The sequence below is a fragment of the Planococcus beigongshangi genome, from assembly GCF_016820495.1.
In the GTDB taxonomy this organism is placed as follows: Bacteria; Bacillota; Bacilli; order Bacillales_A; family Planococcaceae; genus Planococcus; species Planococcus beigongshangi.
The window spans coordinates 325,289-345,679 of sequence record NZ_JADHDU010000002.1 but is presented as its reverse complement, the minus strand read 5'-3'; the positions used below and the strand labels follow the sequence as shown (position 1 = coordinate 345,679).

Annotated in this window: 21 protein-coding genes; 19 read left to right on the top strand and 2 right to left on the bottom strand. The window is 47.3% G+C overall.

What is annotated here, in order from left to right; translation table 11 throughout:
* Window positions 1–10 precede the first annotated feature (10 nt).
* The 11 genes from IQ294_RS05865 (at window position 11) to IQ294_RS05815 (ending at window position 9,101) form a co-directional block, all read left to right on the top strand.
* The gene (locus IQ294_RS05865; protein WP_349291330.1) at window positions 11–550 is read left to right on the top strand and encodes a YqeG family HAD IIIA-type phosphatase; all 540 of its coding nucleotides are present in this window, start codon (window positions 11–13) and stop codon (window positions 548–550) included.
* Window positions 547–1,650 carry a ribosome biogenesis GTPase YqeH gene (yqeH, locus tag IQ294_RS05860; protein WP_203333073.1) on the top strand — a complete coding sequence of 368 codons (1,104 nt, stop codon included), beginning with the start codon at window positions 547–549 and terminating at the stop codon, window positions 1,648–1,650. Before IQ294_RS05865 ends, yqeH begins: the two co-directional genes overlap by 4 nt.
* Before the next feature lie 10 nt (window positions 1,651–1,660).
* Window positions 1,661–2,488, top strand: a complete 828-nt coding sequence (gene aroE, locus IQ294_RS05855; RefSeq protein ID WP_203333072.1) for a shikimate dehydrogenase — start codon at window positions 1,661–1,663, stop codon at window positions 2,486–2,488.
* The gene (gene yhbY / locus IQ294_RS05850) at window positions 2,475–2,774 is read left to right on the top strand and encodes a ribosome assembly RNA-binding protein YhbY (protein WP_203333071.1); all 300 of its coding nucleotides are present in this window, start codon (window positions 2,475–2,477) and stop codon (window positions 2,772–2,774) included. Before aroE ends, yhbY begins: the two co-directional genes overlap by 14 nt.
* Entirely contained in the window at window positions 2,771–3,358 is a 588-nt protein-coding gene (locus IQ294_RS05845; RefSeq protein WP_203333070.1) for a nicotinate-nucleotide adenylyltransferase, read from the top strand. Before yhbY ends, IQ294_RS05845 begins: the two co-directional genes overlap by 4 nt.
* Complete coding sequence (yqeK, locus tag IQ294_RS05840; RefSeq protein ID WP_203333069.1) at window positions 3,327–3,902, top strand: bis(5'-nucleosyl)-tetraphosphatase (symmetrical) YqeK; 576 nt, start codon at window positions 3,327–3,329, stop codon at window positions 3,900–3,902. Before IQ294_RS05845 ends, yqeK begins: the two co-directional genes overlap by 32 nt.
* Complete coding sequence (rsfS, locus tag IQ294_RS05835; RefSeq protein WP_033544159.1) at window positions 3,899–4,237, top strand: ribosome silencing factor; 339 nt, start codon at window positions 3,899–3,901, stop codon at window positions 4,235–4,237. Before yqeK ends, rsfS begins: the two co-directional genes overlap by 4 nt.
* Window positions 4,234–4,962 (top strand): class I SAM-dependent DNA methyltransferase, encoded by a 729-nt coding sequence (locus tag IQ294_RS05830; protein ID WP_203333068.1) that lies wholly within the window; start codon window positions 4,234–4,236, stop codon window positions 4,960–4,962. Before rsfS ends, IQ294_RS05830 begins: the two co-directional genes overlap by 4 nt.
* A gap of 630 nt (window positions 4,963–5,592) precedes the next feature.
* Entirely contained in the window at window positions 5,593–6,189 is a 597-nt protein-coding gene (locus IQ294_RS05825) for a helix-hairpin-helix domain-containing protein (protein WP_203333067.1), read from the top strand.
* 63 nt (window positions 6,190–6,252) lie between these two features.
* The gene (locus IQ294_RS05820) at window positions 6,253–6,828 is read left to right on the top strand and encodes a ComE operon protein 2 (RefSeq protein WP_203333066.1); all 576 of its coding nucleotides are present in this window, start codon (window positions 6,253–6,255) and stop codon (window positions 6,826–6,828) included.
* A 134-nt stretch (window positions 6,829–6,962) separates the two neighbouring features.
* A complete protein-coding gene (locus IQ294_RS05815; RefSeq protein ID WP_238942698.1) occupies window positions 6,963–9,101 on the top strand; it encodes a DNA internalization-related competence protein ComEC/Rec2 in 2,139 nt (712 codons plus the stop codon).
* A 42-nt stretch (window positions 9,102–9,143) separates the two neighbouring features.
* Here the strand turns inward: IQ294_RS05815 and IQ294_RS05810 are convergent, their stop codons facing one another.
* The gene (locus IQ294_RS05810) at window positions 9,144–9,278 is read right to left on the bottom strand and encodes a YqzM family protein (protein WP_084246179.1); all 135 of its coding nucleotides are present in this window, start codon (window positions 9,276–9,278) and stop codon (window positions 9,144–9,146) included.
* Between the two features lie 284 nt (window positions 9,279–9,562).
* Here IQ294_RS05810 and holA point away from each other — a divergent pair, with 284 nt between their 5' ends.
* Window positions 9,563–10,582 (top strand): DNA polymerase III subunit delta, encoded by a 1,020-nt coding sequence (gene holA / locus IQ294_RS05805; RefSeq protein ID WP_203333064.1) that lies wholly within the window; start codon window positions 9,563–9,565, stop codon window positions 10,580–10,582.
* A gap of 67 nt (window positions 10,583–10,649) precedes the next feature.
* Here the strand turns inward: holA and rpsT are convergent, their stop codons facing one another.
* The gene (gene rpsT / locus IQ294_RS05800; RefSeq protein ID WP_203333063.1) at window positions 10,650–10,898 is read right to left on the bottom strand and encodes a 30S ribosomal protein S20; all 249 of its coding nucleotides are present in this window, start codon (window positions 10,896–10,898) and stop codon (window positions 10,650–10,652) included.
* Window positions 10,899–11,115: 217 nt separating this feature from the next.
* On the opposite strand from rpsT, the gene lepA reads away from it, so the two are divergent.
* From lepA to prmA, 7 genes are all read left to right on the top strand, one after another.
* Window positions 11,116–12,945 carry a translation elongation factor 4 gene (gene lepA / locus IQ294_RS05795; RefSeq protein ID WP_203333062.1) on the top strand — a complete coding sequence of 610 codons (1,830 nt, stop codon included), beginning with the start codon at window positions 11,116–11,118 and terminating at the stop codon, window positions 12,943–12,945.
* 60 nt (window positions 12,946–13,005) lie between these two features.
* On the top strand, window positions 13,006–14,145 hold the full coding sequence (gene hemW / locus IQ294_RS05790; RefSeq protein ID WP_203333061.1) for a radical SAM family heme chaperone HemW: 1,140 nt from the start codon (window positions 13,006–13,008) through the stop codon (window positions 14,143–14,145).
* Window positions 14,146–14,537: 392 nt separating this feature from the next.
* On the top strand, window positions 14,538–15,566 hold the full coding sequence (gene hrcA / locus IQ294_RS05785) for a heat-inducible transcriptional repressor HrcA (protein ID WP_203333327.1): 1,029 nt from the start codon (window positions 14,538–14,540) through the stop codon (window positions 15,564–15,566).
* 22 nt (window positions 15,567–15,588) lie between these two features.
* A complete protein-coding gene (gene grpE, locus IQ294_RS05780; protein ID WP_203333326.1) occupies window positions 15,589–16,233 on the top strand; it encodes a nucleotide exchange factor GrpE in 645 nt (214 codons plus the stop codon).
* A gap of 21 nt (window positions 16,234–16,254) precedes the next feature.
* Entirely contained in the window at window positions 16,255–18,093 is a 1,839-nt protein-coding gene (gene dnaK / locus IQ294_RS05775; RefSeq protein WP_203333060.1) for a molecular chaperone DnaK, read from the top strand.
* A gap of 220 nt (window positions 18,094–18,313) precedes the next feature.
* The gene (gene dnaJ, locus IQ294_RS05770) at window positions 18,314–19,432 is read left to right on the top strand and encodes a molecular chaperone DnaJ (protein ID WP_203333059.1); all 1,119 of its coding nucleotides are present in this window, start codon (window positions 18,314–18,316) and stop codon (window positions 19,430–19,432) included.
* A gap of 15 nt (window positions 19,433–19,447) precedes the next feature.
* A complete protein-coding gene (gene prmA / locus IQ294_RS05765; protein WP_203333058.1) occupies window positions 19,448–20,389 on the top strand; it encodes a 50S ribosomal protein L11 methyltransferase in 942 nt (313 codons plus the stop codon).
* Window positions 20,390–20,391: the final 2 nt, after the last annotated feature.

Here is a 20,391-nt window from a genome sequence, read left to right as displayed (position 1 = left end):
AAGTTCGAAGATACAGGAGTTGTTTAACGTGTACCAAAAATTCATACCAAGCCAATACGTCAGAACGGTGTTCGATATCACCCCTGAAAGCTTGCTGGAACAAGGCATCCGCGGTATTATTACAGATCTGGATAATACATTGGTGGAATGGGACCGTCCGGAAGCGACACCGATGCTGATCGACTGGCTGAAAACGATGAAAGATGCGGGCATCCAGGTCGTGATCGTTTCGAATAACAATGAGCTGCGCGTGAAATCGTTCGCAGATCCGCTGGGCATACCGTTCATTTTCCAGGCGCGCAAACCGATGGGCAAAGCTTTCCGTAAAGCTTTGAAGATCATGAGCGTCAAACGTGAAAATGTCGTGGTGATCGGCGATCAGATGCTGACGGATATTTTCGGCGGCAACCGCAATAAATTGCATACGATACTGGTTCTGCCGGTCGCGCAATCTGATGGATTCTTTACCCGTTTCAATCGGATGGTCGAACGGCGGATCATGAAAAAACTGAAAGATAAAGGTTATATGACTTGGGAGGAAGAAAATTGAGTGAAATGCCAAATTGCATCGGATGCGGTGCACAGATCCAAACTGAACATCCTGGGGAGTTAGGCTACGCACCGGCATCTTCATTGGATAAAGAAGAAATAATCTGCCAGAGATGTTTCCGTCTGAAAAATTACAATGAGCTGCAGCCTGTATCTTTGACGGATGATGATTTCCTGCGTATTTTGAACGGGCTTGGAGAACGGAAAGGCCTGATTGTCAAGATTGTCGACATTTTTGATTTCAATGGCAGCTGGCTGCCGGGGCTTCACCGGTTTGTCGGCGGCAATGATATCTTGTTGATTGCCAATAAAGCGGATCTATTGCCGAAGTCTGTCAAACAGCAGAAGCTGATCCAATGGATGAAACGGGAAGCGAATAAGATGGGATTGAAACCCATCGATATCCTGACTGTCAGTGCACAGCGCGGCACAGGCGTGCCTGAAGCGATGGAAGCGATCGAACATTACCGTAAAGGCGCTGATGTATTCGTCGTGGGTTCAACGAACGTCGGGAAATCCACATTCATCAACCGGATCATCAAGCAAGCGACAGGGCAGGATAATATCATCACGACATCCCATTTCCCTGGAACGACGCTTGATATGATTGAAATCCCATTGGACGATGAGCGTTCCATGTACGATACGCCGGGCATCATCAATCATCATCAATTGGCACATTATCTCCATACGGCTGATCTGAAGATGATCATGCCGAAAAAGGAGATAAAACCGAGGGTATTCCAATTGAATCCGGAGCAGACGCTGTTCATCGGCGGACTTGCCCGTTTTGATTTCATACAAGGGGACCGATCATCATTTACGTTCCATATTGCAAATGATCTGCAGCTTCACAGAACAAAACTGGAAAATGCAGATGCACTTTACGAACAGCATTTCGGCAGAATGCTTGCACCGCCTTCAGAACAATATAAAGAAGATTATCCTGAACTTGTGCGCCATGAATTCCGTATCAAAGATGCAAAAACGGATATCGTATTTTCAGGTCTTGGCTGGGTGACGGTCCAGCATCCGAATGTAGTTATAGCGGCTCACGCACCAAAAGGTGTCGAAGTCATGGTGCGGCCATCTCTTATTTAGGAGTGATTGTATGAAGAAATGGTATGCGGTGATCGGTGATCCGATTGCCCATTCTTTATCACCGTTCATGCACGAAACCTGGTTTAAGGAAAACGGCATCGAAGCATCCTATATACCGGTGCGCGTCGAACCCGCAGATTTGGCGAAAGCGTGTGAATCCCTGCTACTGATGGGGGCAAGCGGATTTAATGTGACTCTTCCGCATAAACAGGCGATCATCCCGTTCCTCAGCGGAATTGATGAAACAGCCGGTTCAATGAATGCTGTCAACACGGTGATCCGGAAAGACAGAAAGTTCTTCGGTCTTAACACAGATGGTGATGGATTTGTCCAGTCACTGCTGACGACAGAACCGGAGCGTGACGCTAAAATCCTGGTCATCGGTGCGGGCGGTGCGGCAAGAGGCATCTGCTTTGCTCTCAGCCGCGCAAATTTCGAGAATGTGACAATTGCTAACAGGACATACCGCCGGGCGGAGGAATTGGCAGAGGAGACCGATGCATCTGCGATGACGATCGCTGAAGCGGAAGAGAATCTTGGCAATTTTGACATCGTCATCCAGACGACTTCTGTCGGCTTGGCTGAAGATGAAGCATTGCCGCTCTCCATTTCCAATATGAAATCGGATGCCCTGGCGGCGGATATCGTCTATAACCCGATAGAAACACCTTTCCTGAAAGCTGCTGAAGCAAAAGGCTGCAGGACATTGAGCGGAGTCGGTATGTTCGTCTATCAAGGTGCCATTGCCTTTGAACAGTGGACCGGCAAAAAACCGGATACAGAAAAAATGATTCAATTGATAACGGAAACACTAGGAGGAAATTATGTTAACAGGTAAACAAAAGCGTTTTTTAAGAAGTGAAGCACATCACGTCGACCCGATTTTCCAGGTGGGCAAAGGCGGCGTCAGCGAAGCGATGCTCGTTCAGATTGCAGAAGCATTGGAAAAACGCGAATTGGTGAAGATCAGTATTCTTCAGAACAATGAAGATGACAAGAACGAAGTGGCTGAGACATTGGCAAAAGGCACAAAAGCTGAATTGGTGCAATTGATCGGACATACGGTTATCCTTTACAAACAATCGGTGAACAACAAACGGATCGAGCTTCCGGTGAAGCGATGACACGAGTCGGGATTCTCGGAGGCACCTTCAATCCGCCGCATATGGGACATCTGATTATGGCCAATGAAGCTTACCACAGCCTGGGTCTGGATGAAGTCAGGTTCATGCCGAACGCCATCGCTCCGCATAAAGAGGTGCACGGAGCAGATGCTGCGCAGCGGCTGAAAATGACCCAATTGGCAATCGAAGACTACCCGCAATTCCGTATCGAGGATTTCGAGATCCGCTCGGGTGGTGTATCGTATACCTTCAACACCATCAGCGAATTGATTGCAAAAGAAAAGGATAAGGAATTCTACTTCATCATCGGCGGGGACACGGTGGCTGAATTGAACACCTGGCATCGCATTGAAGAACTTGCTGCGATGATCCAGTTTGTCGGAATCGGCAGGCCTGGCTACGATGCAGCTACAGACTTTCCGGTCATGATGATCGATTCCCCAGAAATGCATATTTCTTCGACTATGCTGCGTGAAAGAGTCGCAGCGGCCCGGCCGCTGACATTTTTCGTGCCGGAAAAAGTCGAAGCCTATATCCGGAAGGAGGGCTTGTATGAATCAGAGCAGGATGCTTCAACTCGTTAAAAAGAGGCTGCCGGAAAACCGGTATACGCATGTTATCGGAGTGCTGAACACAGCAACAGCTTTAGCGATCCGCTTCGGGGTGCCGCAGGAAAAAGCACAGGTTGCCGCAATTCTGCATGACGTCGCCAAATTCTCGGATCGGGACTGGATGAAATCGATCATCGAGAAGCAGCAGATGGATCCATTATTATTGGAATACCATTCCGAATTATGGCATGCGCCGGTAGGGGCTTATGTCGCTGCCTATGAATTCGGGGTTACTGACGAAGATGTCTTAAACGCCATCCGTTATCATACAACGGGCCGGGCTGGCATGTCGGACCTTGAAAAAGTCGTCTACATTGCCGATCTCGTGGAGCCGAACAGGAAATTCAAAGGCGTCGAAGAATTGCGCCAATTAAAAGAACAGGGATTGGATGTTATGATGGAAGCCTGCGTCAAACACAGCATCGATTTTCTGGTATCAAAAAATCAGCCGGTGTATCCGGATTCACTGAAGTGTTATGAATACTTCGTGCAACAGAAAGGGAAAGTGAAAGAATGACTGAAACTACATTATTACAAATGGCTTATAAAGCTGCAGAAGATAAAAATGCGGAGGACATCGTTGTCCTTAATATGGAAGGAATTTCTTTGCTCGCTGATTATTTCGTCATCTGCAGCGGAAACTCCGACCGCCAAGTACAGGCGATTGCACGTGAATTGATCGAAAAGTCGAATGAAGCCGGGAACGAAGTGAAAAGTGTCGAAGGATTTGACGCGGCCCGCTGGATCCTAATCGACCTTGGAGATGTAGTGGCTCATGTATTCCATAAGGATGAGCGTTCTTACTATAACCTTGAGCGCCTCTGGAGAGAAGCGCCTGAACTGGAACTATGAGCTACGGCAAATTCGCTTCAATCTATGATGGGTTGATGCAGGATATTCCATATGACCAGTATGTTGAATGGGTCGCCACCCGTAAAACGTCCGGTAAATTACTGGACCTCGCATGCGGCACCGGCACTTTGGCCCAATTGTTTGCGGAGCTTGGATATGAAGTGACTGCGAGCGATTTGTCTGAAGATATGCTGACAATGGCGGCTCAGCGTTTTCAGGAAGCGAATCTTCAGATCCCGACTTATCAATTGTCGATGGATAATCTGGAAGGGCTACAGGGTTTTGATGTGGTAACTATCGCCATTGATTCATTGAATTACCTGAAAAGCGAAGAAGAAGTGCAGAAAACCTTCCGTGAAGTGCATAACGCATTGAATGATGGCGGCATGTTCTTTTTTGACGTGCATTCCATCTATAAGGTCGATGAACTTTATATGGACAGCCCTTTTGTGCTGGATGACGATGAGGTATCATTCATCTGGCATACGGAACCAGGCGGACATGAGCACAGTGTCATCCACGACATTACATTTTTTGTGCGTCAGCAGGAAGAGATCTATCAGCGGTTTGAAGAAACACATGAACAGCGGACTTTCTCACCATCGCTTTACAGCACTTGGCTGAAAGCCGCAGGGTTCGTCGTTGAATCGGTGACAGCTGATTTTTCAGACACAGAACCTGCTGATGAAAGTGAACGGATTTTCTTCTGTGCGCGAAAAGTATAAGCAACATAAGTTGAATTAAAGAAACGACATTTATATACTACTTCGTCGCTTTGGACCAGCTTCCCCCAATAAGCCGAGAAGAGCACTCGTCTTATTGCTCCAGCCGGTCCGGCGGTGCTCCTTCGCTGGAGTCACTTTCTTGAAATGCAAGAAAAACGGAGACTCCTCTAAAACAGGCAAAGGGTTGTATTGCGCTCGGACCACGGTCCGAGTGGGCTTACGGAAACCACTTCAACTCTAGAAGGATTTCGCAGATATGGAGCACAACAGAGAAGACTCCCAAGGGATTAGAAGCGGAGTTGGTTTTCCAACTCCGTTTCGAGCGAAGTGCTGAGATCCACTCGGTCGAAGTGAAACGAGATCGAGTTAGCTCAGCGCGAGCCCCAAGGAAAGCGAAGCTGTTTTGCGGAATATCTACTTATGCAGAGTATTTAGTTCAACTTATATAGATCTAAAAGCCGCCTTTTGGTGGTTTTTTATTTTGGCCAATAGACAACCGGATTGATTAAATGTATAATTCAGACAGCTTCTATTTGATTGCTTCCCGCCCAGAAAGAGGGATGCGAACTGAATCTCCAACAGTTTTACAATAAATACAGCAGGCTGCTGATCCCCGCTGCAGTCATTATCATGCTGGCGCTTTATTTTTTATTTCCCCACGGCGAGCCGGAAGAAATCACGGCCGCGCCCACTGACCTTATAGAAGCTGAATCCCCACAGCTGAGTGAAACTCCAACCTTACCAATCGAACCAGTAACTGAAACCCAAACTGAACCTGAAAATATTCTTGTCGAGATCAAAGGACAAGTGGTGAAACCCGGTGTATTCGAATTGCCTGCGGATTCACGGCTGCACTCTGCGATTGAACTTGCCGGCGGCCTTCTGCCCGACGCTGATGCCCTGTCTTTGAATCTGGCGATGAAGCTGACAGATGAAATGAGTGTCTATGTACCGGTAACCGGTGAAGCGCTCGCTGCCCCACCTGTTATCGAAGCACCAGCGGCGCAGCAGGCGACCAGCCCATCAGGCGGTGAGCTGGTCAATATCAATCTGGCGGATGAAGCGGGGTTGAGCACATTATCCGGCATCGGTCCGTCAAAAGCGGCGGCAATCATAGCACACCGGGAAGAGCACGGTCCCTTCGCTTCCATTGAAGCGCTGAAAGACGTTACCGGAATAGGCGATAAGACGTTTGAAAAACTGAAAGATGCGATTTCCATAAACTGAATGTTGACGAACTTTTTACCTCTGCTAAACTGAAACAAACAGTAAAAAGCGGGGGGCAATTAGATGAAGCGAATAACTTGGGATCAATTTTTCATGGCGCAAAGCCATTTGCTGGCACTGCGAAGCACCTGCACCCGGCTTGCTGTCGGTGCGACTATCGTACGCGACCGCCGGATTATAGCAGGCGGCTATAACGGTTCGATTTCCGGCGGAGACCATTGCATCGATAAAGGATGCTACGTCGTGGATGGACATTGTGTCCGTACCATCCATGCGGAAATGAATGCACTTCTTCAATGCTCGAAATACGGTGTCAGTGTCAACGGAGCAGATATATATGTCAGCCATTTTCCGTGTCTTCAATGTACGAAATCGATCATTCAGGCAGGGATTTCCCGGCTTTACTATGCTGCAGACTACCGGAACCATGAATACGCCATCGAATTATTGGAGCAGGCAGGCGTGGAAGTCGTGCAGGTGTTATTCGATGAGCGGCAAATCGACTTTTTGAGTATAGAAAAAGCGGCTCTTTACATGGAGCTCATCGGAAAATTAAAGGAAAAAGGCGGCAGCGATGAGGAATTGGCCCATTACAATGAACGGGTGAAGGAATTATTCGGAGAAGAACTAACAGTCTAAGCCGCAATACCGTCATTTATTTTGCAGCTGCGGCTGCAATTACAACGATAGTAGCGCATGATGCACCGGAATCTCTTGTGTTCATGGCGCTGCTTTTTTTATGGATGGCCTGGAAAAAAGAGGATTTCAAATTGATGATTGGCGTGCTGTTGTTTTCGGGTCTTTTTTATTTCCTGCAAGATGACAGGCACGAAAAGATGCCGGCCTATTCGGATGGCTATACAGGAACGGCCGTGTTTAAAGATGGCTTTAAAGTGGATGGAGACACACTCCGGGGATTCATGGAGCTGAGTGACGGCGGCCTGGTTTATGCCAATTACCGCTTTCAAAATCCAGAAGAAAAAGCACAAAAGGAAAAATGGATTGGGGATTCACGGCTCAGTATAACCGGTGTATTTGAAGAAATGAAAACACCGTCCCATGAATTTGCCTTCGATATGGCGTCCTATTTGAAAAGCAATGATGCTTCGGCCGCTTTTTCGATCAGCCAGCTGGTTTATATGGAGCCGCAGGAAGGCTTTTTAGCGGGCATGTCCAAAAGGAGGGACAAACTCAAACTGCATATCCGCTCGAATTTTCCGGAAAGTCTGCGTACAGAGGCGGAGGCCTTGCTGATCGGTGAAAGGGAAATGCTAACTGCAGAGCAGCAGCGGATTCAGCAGACATTAGGGATTTCCCATCTATTTGCGATTTCCGGCCTGCATATCGGAATCATTTCAGCGCTGCTGTATTTTATGATGCTGAGGATCGGAATCCGGAAACACCATGCCATGTTTATTCTGCTGGCGGTCCTTCCTCTTTATGCCTTGCTGGCAGGAGGTGCGCCTTCTGTCTGGCGGGCAGTCAGCATGACATCGGCCGTCCTCATTTTAAAGTTGATGGGAACGCGCATCCCGATAGCCAATATTCTATTGCTGAGTTTTATCCTGTTCCTGTTTTTGGAGCCGTATACCCTCTATAAAATCGGTTTTCAGCTTTCGTATGGGGCGAGTTTCGGTATTATCTATTCAATGAAATTGCTGGAGAAGGAAACGTCGCCAGTCAAAATCGGGTTGATGATCACGTTTATCTCGCAATTTACCCTTTATCCGCTGCTGCTCTTTCATTTCTACAGTTTGTCATTGTCTTCTTTTGCTGTAAACAGCTTGTTCGTACCGGTCTATACGCTTATCATACTTCCGGCAAATCTGGTTTTTCTGTTCCTGACTTTTGTATTTCCACCCGCGGCGGATTTCCTGTTTCATTTTTATGAGCCGTTCAGAAACTTTATCGGACGATGGACCGACTGGCTTGCAGAATGGCCCCATCAAATGTGGATACCCGGAAAACCGGATGCTTTCTTCATGTGTATGATGATCATCGGAATTCTTTTGTTCTATAGTCTGAGCGAAAAAGGTTTTCGCTGGTGGAAATTGGGGCTAGGCGTTATGCCTGCCATCGTTTTCACACTCGTTCCCTATTTTGATGGAGCGCTGCGTGTCACTTTCATCGATGTCGGCCAGGGTGACAGTGCGCTGGTGGAATTGCCGTACAGGCGAGGTGTTTACCTGGTCGATACCGGTGGCGTATTGCGGTTCAGTAAAGAAGGCTTCAGCGACAGGAGCCGTCCTTTTGAAGTGGGACGGCAGGTCGTGGCCCCCTATTTACATGGGAACGGAATCTCATCGATTGATGCGCTGATTCTGTCTCATCCGGATGCAGATCATGCTGAAGGGGCAGATGAAATTCTGGAGCTGTTCCGTGTGGCGGAAATCCATATGACGCCGGGATCGCAAACAACCGATTTGATCATGGAACTGGGGAAGGAGCTGGAGGATGCGGTCATCCGCTTGCCGGGGCGTGGCAGCACCTGGCAGAAAGGGGATACGCTGTTTACGTATTTAAGTCCGGCAGACGGCACTTATGACGGCAATAATGACTCGCTGGTTTTAATGGTGGAGCATGAAGGGTTCAAGATCCTGTTTACCGGAGATTTGGAAGTGGACGGGGAAGAGGCAGTTTTAAGGGAGTACGGAGAGCTGTTGGCTGGGACGACGATTTTAAAAGTCGGACATCACGGCAGCAAAACTTCGAGCGGTGAAAATTTCCTTGCGCAGCTGAATCCTGAACTGTCTATTTTTTCGGCCGGCAAGGAGAATCGGTATGGGCACCCGGCAGAGGAAGTCATTGAAAGATTCGGGCAGCTGGAGTTACCGACGATGAACACAGCGGAACAAGGCAGCATCGAAATCGTTTTCCGCAATGGAACCTACTCGGTCCTGCCGATGAAATGAAAAAAGGTTCCGGCCATTTATCAGCCGGAACCTTTCTTGAAATTACAGTGCTACGTATTGTACGACTGCAGCGATGATAAAGATAGCTGCGAAAAATACGAACGATACGACAAATCCCATACCGGCATCGATTGCGTCGTTACGCTTCGATTGTACATTATTTTCAAATTCATTCATGGCTATCCCTCCTAATTCCCTCTAATTATAAGCTACTGCACCTCAAAAATCCACATTGAACTTTATTTAAGCAGCGGAATTAAAAACACGTCACAGAAAAGACAAATTCCATAAACGGTAAAAATCCGATATAGTATAAAGAGAAACTTCATTTATTGGGATTTTCATAAATCCGCACTAAATGCTAGATGATCCAATCCGGTTTTTAAGGGTCAGTCGACCTCCCAATTTGAGAAGCGGGGGTTATACTGACCCTCAATATGGGAGAAGAAGGAGGCGGGAAAATGATCACTTCAATCTGGAAATCGATACGCAGCGGCCAAATCGACCCTGTCTATCTTCTAATAGGCACTGAAAGTTATTTTATTGAAAAGACATTGGATTTATTGAAATCCAGTATGACGCACGACGGCGAGCTCGAACTAACCTTTTTTGATCTGGAGGAAGTGCCGGTCGATCACGTCATCGACGAAGCGGACACTTTCCCTTTTTTCAGTGACAGGAAACTCATCATCGCCAAAAATGCTTCATTCCTGAAAGCGGCAGAACGCGGCAAGGAAAAGATCAACCACGATATGAAAATTCTGGAAGCATGGCTGCAAAATCCGCCGTCCAGTTCGGTGACCATATTTGTTGCACCTTATGAAAAATTGGATGAACGGAAAAAAGTAGTGAAACTCATGAAGCAGCATGCGGTGGTTGTGGAAGCGAAAGCGCTGCAGGCGAATGACCTGGAATCTTGGCTTTCGCAGGAAGCGAAAACTTACGGCAAGGACATCAGCCGCGGAGCTGTCCGCAAACTTGTTGAAATGGCGGGCACCAATCTGACATTATTGTCTTCCGAACTTGAAAAGATGTCGCTTTACCTCGGCGCTGAAGGGGAGATCACGGAACAGCTCGTGGAAGAAATGACGGCCCGCACGCTGGAACAGGATGCCTTCAAGATGCTCCAGGCATATCTTGACGGCGATATAACGGAAGCGCTCAGCGTCTATTACGACCTGCTCCGGCAAAAGGAAGAGCCGGTGGCGCTCGCCGCTCTTCTGGCATCACAGATCCGTTTCATGATCCACGTCTATTACCTGCAGAAAAAAGGCTATCATGCGCAGCAGATTTCAAAACAATTAAAAGCGCATCCGTATCGCGTGAAACTCCTTGTTGAAAGGCGCCAGACCTTATCGGAGAAGCGTCTGCTGGAAGTCCTTGGCGATCTGGCTGATATCGACCTTCAGCTGAAAACCGTCAGCGGCAACCGCGGACGGGTACTGGAGTTCTTCCTGATGAAACGCGCCGTGAAGAATTGACCGAAGCTATTTCCACAGAAAATGAAAAAAAGCCGGCTCCTTTTAAAGGAACCGGCTTTCAGCGTTATTACGCCTGTTTCATCAAGCGAGATTTTTTGCGGGCTGCAGTATTTTTGTGGATCAAGCCTTTTGAAGCAGCTTTTTCAACTTGTTTAATCGCAGCTTTAACTGAAGCGCTAGCGTTTTCGTCTTTGTTAGTCAAAGCCTGTTCAGCTTTTTTCACAGAAGAACGCATTGCTGATTTAGCTTGCGTGTTTTGAGCGTTTTTAGATTCATTAGTTCTCACACGTTTGATAGCAGATTTAATGTTTGGCATATATTTCACCTCCTAGACAATTAGGAAAAGAGATGTGATCATCTCAACTCTTGTATGTCTCTATACAACATGAGTTATTTTATCAAACCAGTGAGAAGAATGCAATAGAAACGTGCAAAGAAGTTTGCCTTGACAGTAAAATAGATTCCACTGCATTCATTGCCCAATGGCCTCCGGACTGCTATAATTCATAGTAGTTTGTATAGGAGTGTGGACCATGAACCAAGAACAGAGACTCGCGCGTCAAAGCAAAATCCGTAACTTTTCCATTATCGCCCATATCGACCATGGGAAATCTACGCTTGCCGACCGCATATTAGAACGCACAAATGCCCTGACTTCACGGGAAATGAAAGCACAATTGCTCGATTCCATGGATTTGGAACGGGAACGCGGCATCACCATCAAATTGAACGCTGTACAGCTGAATTATACTGCCAAGGACGGCGAAACGTATATTATGCATCTGATCGACACGCCGGGACATGTCGATTTCACTTATGAAGTATCCCGTAGCCTTGCTGCCTGTGAAGGCGCCATCCTGGTCGTCGATGCTGCGCAAGGCATCGAAGCCCAGACGCTAGCGAACGTCTATCTGGCGCTCGACAACGACCTTGAAATCCTGCCGGTCATCAATAAAATCGACTTGCCGGCAGCGGATCCTGAACGGGTTCGGCAGGAAGTGGAAGACGTTATCGGCCTAGATGCATCAGAAGCGGTTCTGGCCTCTGCTAAAGCCGGCATCGGCATCGAAGAAATACTCGAACAGATTGTTGAAAAAGTTCCGGCTCCAACAGGTGACCCGAGTGCACCGCTGAAAGCGATGATTTTTGATTCGCTGTATGATCCTTACCGCGGAATTGTGTCATACATCCGTATTATGGAAGGAACAGTTAAGCCAGGCGACAAAATTAAAATGATGTCGAGCGATAAAGAGTTCGAAGTTATTGAAGCGGGTGTGTTCACACCGCGTGCGACTCTTCGTGATGAATTGACAGTCGGCGACGTAGGGTATTTGACGGCCGCCATTAAAAATGTCGGCGACGCACCGGTCGGCGATACGATCACGCACTCTAGAAATCCGGCTGCTGAAGCATTGCCCGGTTACCGACGTATGAACCCGATGGTCTATTGCGGACTTTATCCGATTGATACATCGAAATACAATGATTTGCGCGATGCGCTTGAAAAACTTGAATTGAATGACGCTGCACTGCAATTCGAACCTGAATCTTCGCAGGCACTCGGCTTCGGTTACCGTTGCGGTTTCCTCGGCCTGCTGCATATGGAGATCATCCAGGAACGGATTGAACGTGAATTCAATATCGACCTGATCACGACAGCACCGAGCGTTATCTATAATGTGCACATGACGGATGGGGAAATCCTGAAGATCGACAATCCGGCGATGATGCCGGATCCGCAGAAAATCGATAATGTCGAGGAGCCATACGTGAAAGCTACGGTGATGGTGCCGAATGATTATGTCGGCGCAGTTATGGAAATCTGCCAGAAAAAACGCGGAAACTTCATGACGATGGATTACATCGATAATTCACGTGTCAGCATCATCTACGAATTGCCACTTGCGGAAATCGTCTATGATTTCTTTGACCAGTTGAAATCCGGTACGAAGGGATATGCATCTTTCGATTATGAGTTGATCGGCTATAAAGAATCCAAATTGGTGAAAATGGATATCCTCTTGAACTCGGAGCAGGTCGATGCTCTGAGCTTCATCGTTCACCGTGATTTCGCCTATGAACGGGGCAAGGTCATCGTCGATAAACTGAAAACACTTATTCCAAGACAGCAATTCGAAGTGCCGATCCAAGCAGCGATCGGCCAGAAAATCGTTGCACGCCAGACAATCAGCGCAATGCGCAAAAACGTGCTCGCTAAATGTTACGGCGGCGATATTTCCCGTAAACGCAAACTTTTGGACAAGCAAAAAGAAGGTAAGAAACGCATGAAGCAAGTCGGTTCCGTGGAAGTTCCACAGGAAGCGTTCATGGCGATTCTGAAAATGGACGATCAATCAAAATAAACGACAGGAGGAGGCGAGGTTTTTTCAGCCTCCTTTTCCTATTAGAAATGAGGAATAAATGTGGTAAAAGGATTATATATCCATATTCCATTCTGCCATCAGATCTGCTTCTACTGTGATTTCAATAAAGTGTTCTTCAAAGATCAGCCGGTTGACGCCTATATCGACTCACTCGGCAAAGAGCTAGCCCTTTGGAAAGAACAGGGAGCGCTGGATCAGCCGCTGGAAACGATTTTTCTGGGCGGCGGCACCCCGACATCCCTTGAACCGCGTCAATTGGAAAAATTACTTGGCTATATCCACGAGTTTGTGCCGATGGCCGACAATCTGGAGTGGACATCCGAAGCCAATCCGGATGAATTAACTTTTGAAAAAATGCAGGTTCTATTCAATGGCGGCGTCAACCGCCTGAGCATGGGCGTCCAATCCTTTGATGAAGACCTATTGAAAAGGCTTGGCCGTACGCACAGCAACGGTGATGTAGCAAAAGCGGTGGAAGATGCGCGCCGTGTCGGCTTCACGAATATAAGCTTTGACTTGATGTACGGCTTGCCGGGCCAGACGATGGCACAATGGGAAGATACACTTGAGCAGGCGTTTTTGTTCGATCTGCCCCATTTCTCTGCCTATTCGCTTATCATCGAACCGAAAACAGTCTTTTATAATCTTATGACAAAAGGAAAATTGAATACGGTGACGGAAGACCTGGAAGCGGATATGTACGATAAATTGATGCTCGAAATGGAAAGCCGTGGGCTGTCACAATATGAAATTTCGAATTTTGCCCGCCCCGGGTTTGAATCACGCCATAATCTGCTTTACTGGGACAATGTGGAATATATCGGAGCAGGTGCTGGAGCTCACGGATATGTCAAAGGAATCCGCTATTCCAACCACGGCCCATTGAAAAAATATATGGAGCCGCTTGAAAATGGGGAGCGTCCGATCCTGTCTTCGCATGAAGTTCCGAGGAAAGAGCAGATGGAAGAGGAGATGTTCCTCGGGCTTCGCAAAACGGCCGGAGTTTCACTGGAGCACTTCAATGGCAAGTTCGGCATCCCGATGGAACAGGTCTACGGCAGCATTTTGGATAAAGAAATCAGCAGTGGGAACCTGGTCATCGAAAACGGCAGGGTGAAACTGACGAAACACGGCCGCTTTATCGGAAATAATATTTTCGAACAATTTTTGCTGGCTTAAGGCTAAATTTTAAAAATGAAATTAGTAATCTTAAATAACCGCTTACCAAGATTTTCGCCGAACTAACTCGGGCCTTCGCCCGAGTGGATTCGACTACTACGCTTGCTCTCCAAGGAGTCTTCACTGTTTTGTTTCATTTCTTGAAGTGGATCCCAGCGAAGGAGCGCCGCCGGACTGGCCGGAGCAATAAGACGAGTGCTCTTCTCGGCTTATTGCGGGAGGCTTGTCCAAAGCGACGAAGCGGCATATTAACCCAATTCTTCTATTCACCAAATAGAGCAGTGTATTTAAAAATTGTTAGATGCAGAATCGTTGACAAGGTTAATGGAATTTGTTAATTTTAGTGTAGTCTTAGCACTCGCACCACAAGAGTGCTAACCGAGGTGATGATCATGTTAACAGAACGGCAGCTGTTCATTTTAAAAGTGACAGTGGATGATTATATACAATCAGCACAGCCGGTAGGATCAAACCAGTTAGCTAAAAAGTCCGGCATTTCGTTTAGTCCGGCAACGATCCGGAATGAAATGGCAGATTTGGAAGGAATGGGTTTTCTCGAGAAGACCCATACATCTTCCGGCCGGGTTCCATCGGAGAGAGGCTACCGCTATTACGTGGATCATCTGCTGACACCCCGTCCGCTTCCGAAAGAAGATATCGTTCAACTTCGCTCCATTTTTGAAGAGAAAATCACAGAGACCGAAGAAGTTATCAAACGGTCCGCCATGATTTTATCAGAACTGACCAATTACACTTCCATATTGCTCGGGCCGGATGTCCGCCGGCATATCGTCAAGAAATTGTCGATCGTGCCGCTGTCATCGAATTCTGCAGTCGCGATCATCGTCACTGATACAGGACATGTTGAAAACCGGATTTTCCCGATTCCGGACGGATTGAATCCTTCCGAAATCGAAAAGATGGTCAACATCCTGAATGAGCGTCTGATCGGTGTTTCGCTCAACGATCTGCACAAGCGCCTCGAACAGGAAACGCTGATGGTCATGAAACAGCATATGGAACGACATGGGGAATTATTCTCCACTTTCAAGCAGGCGGTCATTGTTCCGCAGGATAAAAATGTCTATTACGGCGGCAAGCTGAATATCCTGAATCAGCCGGATTTCCACGATCTTCATAAGATCAGGAATCTGATGGATGTCATGGAAGAAACTGATCATATCCCTATGATCATACCGGTGGGGAATCAGGGCCTCCATATCCGGATCGGGTCCGAAAATGCACTTTCGGCAATGGAGGACTGTTCTGTAATCACCGTATCCTATGATATCGGTGAAGAGCAGACTGGCTCCATTGCAATTGTCGGTCCGAAAAGGATGGATTATAAGCGAATCGTTTCGTTGCTGGATACGCTGAGCGGCGATCTTTCCAAAGAGCTGACACGTATTTTAAGGAACTGAACGAATATGAAGGAGGAACATCATTTTGGCGAATAAGAAAAATCCTCAGGTAAATGAGGCAGACATTGCAACAGATTTCGAAGAGACGTCGGCAGCTGCTGAAGAAACCGTTTCTGAACAAACAGAAGAAAAAACTGATTTTTCATCTGAAACCGTATTAGATGAGACGGCTGAAGCGGAAGCGAGTTCTGAAACGGAAGCCGCCGATGAAAATGGCGAAGATGAAATCTCTAAACTTCAGGAAGAGCTTGAAGCTGAACAGAACAAATACCTTCGCCTGCTGGCGGATTACGACAATTTCAAACGCCGCAATCAAAAAGATAAGGAAATCCAGGCGAAATTCCGTTCTCAGTCTTTACTGACGGATCTATTGCCTGTACTGGATAATTTCGAACGTGCCCTGGCCGTTGAATCAAAAAGCGAAGAAGGCACAGCTTTGATGAAAGGCGTCGAAATGGTTCAGAAATCCTTGCTTGAAGCAGTTAAACGAGAAGGACTCGAAGAAATTGAAGCAGTCGGACAGCCTTTTGATCCAAACTTCCATCAGGCAGTCATGCAGGAAAAGGATGAAGATGCCGAACCAGGCACAGTTTTGCAGGAATTGCAAAAAGGGTATACGCTTAAAGGCAGAGTACTTCGTCCGGCAATGGTAAAAGTAAACGAATAATAGTTTAATGGAGGAATTCAAATGAGCAAAATTATTGGTATTGACTTAGGAACAACAAACTCAGCCGTTTCAGTGATGGAAGGCGGAGAACCGAAAATCATTCCGAATCCGGAAGGCAACCGTACAACACCATCTGTTGTCGCTTTTAAAAATGGCGAGCGTCAGGTAGGGGAAGTGGCAAAACGCCAGTCGATCACAAACTCGAATACGATCCAGTCTGTTAAACGTTTGATGGGTACGCAGGAAAAAGTTACTGCTGAAGGCAAAGAATATACACCACAGGAAGTTTCTGCAATGATCCTTCAATATCTTAAAGGCTATGCTGAAGATTATCTGGGTGAAAAAGTGACGAAAGCGGTCATCACAGTTCCTGCCTATTTCAATGATGCGGAACGTCAGGCAACTAAAGATGCAGGACGCATCGCAGGTCTTGAAGTTGAACGTATCATCAACGAGCCGACTGCAGCTGCACTTGCATATGGCCTTGATAAAACTGAAAAAGATGAAACGATCCTTGTCTATGACCTTGGAGGCGGTACGTTCGACGTTTCGATCCTTGAGCTTGGCGACGGCGTTTTCGAAGTGAAATCCACTGCCGGCGACAACCGTCTTGGCGGAGATGATTTCGATAAAGTCATCATCGATTACCTTGTACAGGAATTCAAGAAAGAAAATGGCATCGACCTTTCACAGGATAAGATGGCAACCCAGCGCTTAAAAGATGCAGCTGAAAAAGCTAAGAAAGACCTTTCCGGCGTAGCATCCACTCAAATTTCATTGCCGTTCATCACTGCCGGCGAAGCTGGACCGCTTCACCTTGAAGTGACGATGAGCCGTGCGAAATTCGACGAGCTTACTTCTTCATTGGTTGAACGTACGATGGGACCAACTCGCCAGGCATTGAAAGATGCAGGAATCTCTGCTACTGAACTTGACCGTGTAATTCTGGTAGGGGGATCGACTCGTATCCCTGCAGTACAGGAAGCTGTCAAGAAAGAAACAGGCAAAGATCCGCATAAAGGCGTAAACCCTGATGAAGTTGTAGCAATGGGAGCTGCTGTACAAGGCGGCGTATTGACTGGAGACGTTAAAGATGTCGTTCTTCTTGACGTAACCCCATTGTCACTGGGTATTGAAACAATGGGCGGCGTGTTCACGAAACTGATCGAGCGCAATACGACAATCCCGACTTCAAAATCACAGACATTCTCAACGGCAGCTGACAATCAGCCAGCTGTGGATATCCATGTGCTTCAAGGTGAACGTCCGATGGCTGCAGCCAACAAAACGCTTGGCCGCTTCCAATTGGCTGATATTCCGCCAGCACCACGCGGCGTACCGCAAATCGAAGTTACTTTCGACATCGATAAAAACGGTATCGTAAGCGTTAAGGCGAAAGACCTTGGAACGCAGAAAGAGCAGACGATCACGATCCAGTCGAACACATCGTTATCAGATGATGAAATCGAACGCATGATCAAAGAAGCTGAGGAAAATGCTGAAGCCGATGCGAAAGTGAAAGAAGAAGTAGAACTTCGCAACGAAGCTGACCAGGCTGTTTTCCAGACAGATAAAACAATCGCAGATCTTGGCGAAGTGGTAACTGAAGAAGAGAAGAAACAAGCTGAAGAAGCCCGTGATGAATTGAAAGCGGCTCTTGAGAGCGACAGCATCGATGATATCCGTGCGAAAAAAGATAAATTGAACGAAATCCTTCAAGGGCTTGCTGTAAAAGCCTACGAGCAGGCAGCAGCGGCTCAACAGGCGGCTGGCGGCGACGCTGAAGGTTCAGCTCCTGGCGGCAACGATGATATCGTTGATGCAGATTTCGAAGAAGTAAACGACGATAAAGATAAGTAAGCCATAGAAATACCTGAAAAAGTCAAAGCAAAGCAACATGCTTTGGCTTTTTCACGGTTTAGGGAATAAACAGGGATTTCTTGATTTTACCGTTGTCTATTGTTAGCGGGACCTCTGAGGAAACAGATTATTTTGCCATCTTTCCGGTATCACCGAGGTCTTTGCAACAGCAAAAGATACCGTGTACAATTACAGGTGATTGCAAGAGGGAGAGTGACATATGAATAAGCGTGATTATTATGAGGTGCTGGGTGTTTCCAAAACGGCATCTAAAGAGGAAATAAAAAAGGCTTACCGGAAATTGTCCAAACAATTCCACCCGGATATCAATAAAGAAGCGGATGCTACTGAGAAATTTCAGGAAGTGAAAGAAGCTTACGAAGTGCTGAGCGATGAGCAGAAACGTGCCCAGTATGATCAGTTCGGCCACCAGGATCCGAACCAGGGCTTCGGCGGAGGATTCAGCGGAGCGGAAGGTTTCGGCTTCGACGATATCTTCAGCACATTCTTTGGCGGAGGTTCACGCCGCCGCGATCCGAATGCACCGCGTAAAGGTGAAGATCTTCAGTATTCGATGACGATCGATTTCATGGATGCGGTATTCGGCAAAGAAGCGGAAGTTGAACTTCCAAAAGAAGAAACCTGTGATACATGCGCTGGCTCCGGAGCAAAACCGGGTACAAAGAAAAAAACTTGTCCGCATTGTGAAGGTGCCGGCCAATTGAACGTGACACAGGATACGCCTTTCGGACGTATGGTAAACCGCAGAGCGTGCCATCATTGTGAAGGGACAGGCCAGATTATCGAAGAGAAATGCCAGACTTGCAAAGGCGCCGGCAAAGTGCGCAAAGTCAAGAAGATCAAAGTCACCATTCCGGCAGGAGTCGATGATGGACAGCAATTACGTGTCACAGGCCAAGGCGGACCTGGCCACAACGGCGGACCATCCGGAGATCTGTATGTCGTATTCCGCGTGAAGCCGCATAAAGAGTTCGAACGTGAGGGCGATGATATTTACCTGGAGCTGTCGTTGACTTATCCGCAGGCTGCACTCGGGGATGAGCTTGAAGTGCCTACAGTCCATGGCAAAGTGAAACTGAAAATCCCTGCCGGTACACAAAGCGGCGCACGTTTCCGTTTGAAAGGCAAAGGCGTTAAAAATGTCCATGGGTATGGAACCGGCGACCAGCATGTGGTCATCCGTGTTAAAACACCGACGAAACTCAGTGAAAAACAACGCCAATTATTGCGTGAATTCGCTGAAATAAGCGGAGATATTCCTGAAGAACAAGGAAGTTCGCTGTTCGATAAAATCAAACGAACCATCAAAGGCGATTAAAGGAGCTGTTTGCACGTGAAATGGTCAGAACTATCCATCCATACGACAAACGAAGCGATTGAATCTATATCAAATATCCTGCATGAGGCCGGTGCCAGCGGAGTTGTCATTGAAGATTCGGAAGACCTGCTGAAAGAACGGGAAGATGAGTTCGGGGAAATCTGGTCTTTGAGTCCGAATGATTTCCCGAAAGATGGGGTAATTCTGAAAGCCTATCTGCCGGTAAACAGTTTTCTTGGGGAAACCGTGGAAGCGGTGAAACTCGCTGTCAATAACCTTGTTGAGTTCGGCATCGATATCGGATCCAATATCGTGACGATCAGTGAAGTGGACGAGGAAGAATGGGCGACTGCATGGAAAAAATATTATCATCCGGTTAAAATTTCACAGCGTTTTACCATCGTACCGACATGGGAGACCTATAATCCGGTATCCAGCGATGAGCTGATCATTGAACTGGATCCGGGGATGGCTTTTGGAACCGGGACACACCCGACGACGGTCATGAGTCTGCAGGCGCTTGAGAAAAACGTCATAGAAGGGCAGCGCATTATTGATATCGGAACCGGTTCAGGCGTGCTTGCCATCGGCTCCGCTTTATTGGGGGCGAAAGAAGTGCATGCCCTGGATCTGGACGATATCGCTGTTAAAGCTGCCCGTATGAATGTCGAACTCAATAAAGTTCAGGATACGGTAACAGTAGTCGGCGGCAATTTAGTCGATTCTATCGATGAGCCGGGTGACGTCGTTGTCGCGAATATTCTTGCGGAAATCATCATATCATTTACGGATGATGCTTTTTCTGTTGTGAAGCCAGGTGGCATATACATCACATCCGGGATCATCGCAGCCAAGAAAAACGATGTCCGCCATGCGCTTGAAGAATCGGGCTTCGTGATCGAAGAGGTCATGATGATGGAAGACTGGGTAACGATCATTTCAAAAAAACCTGAATGAAC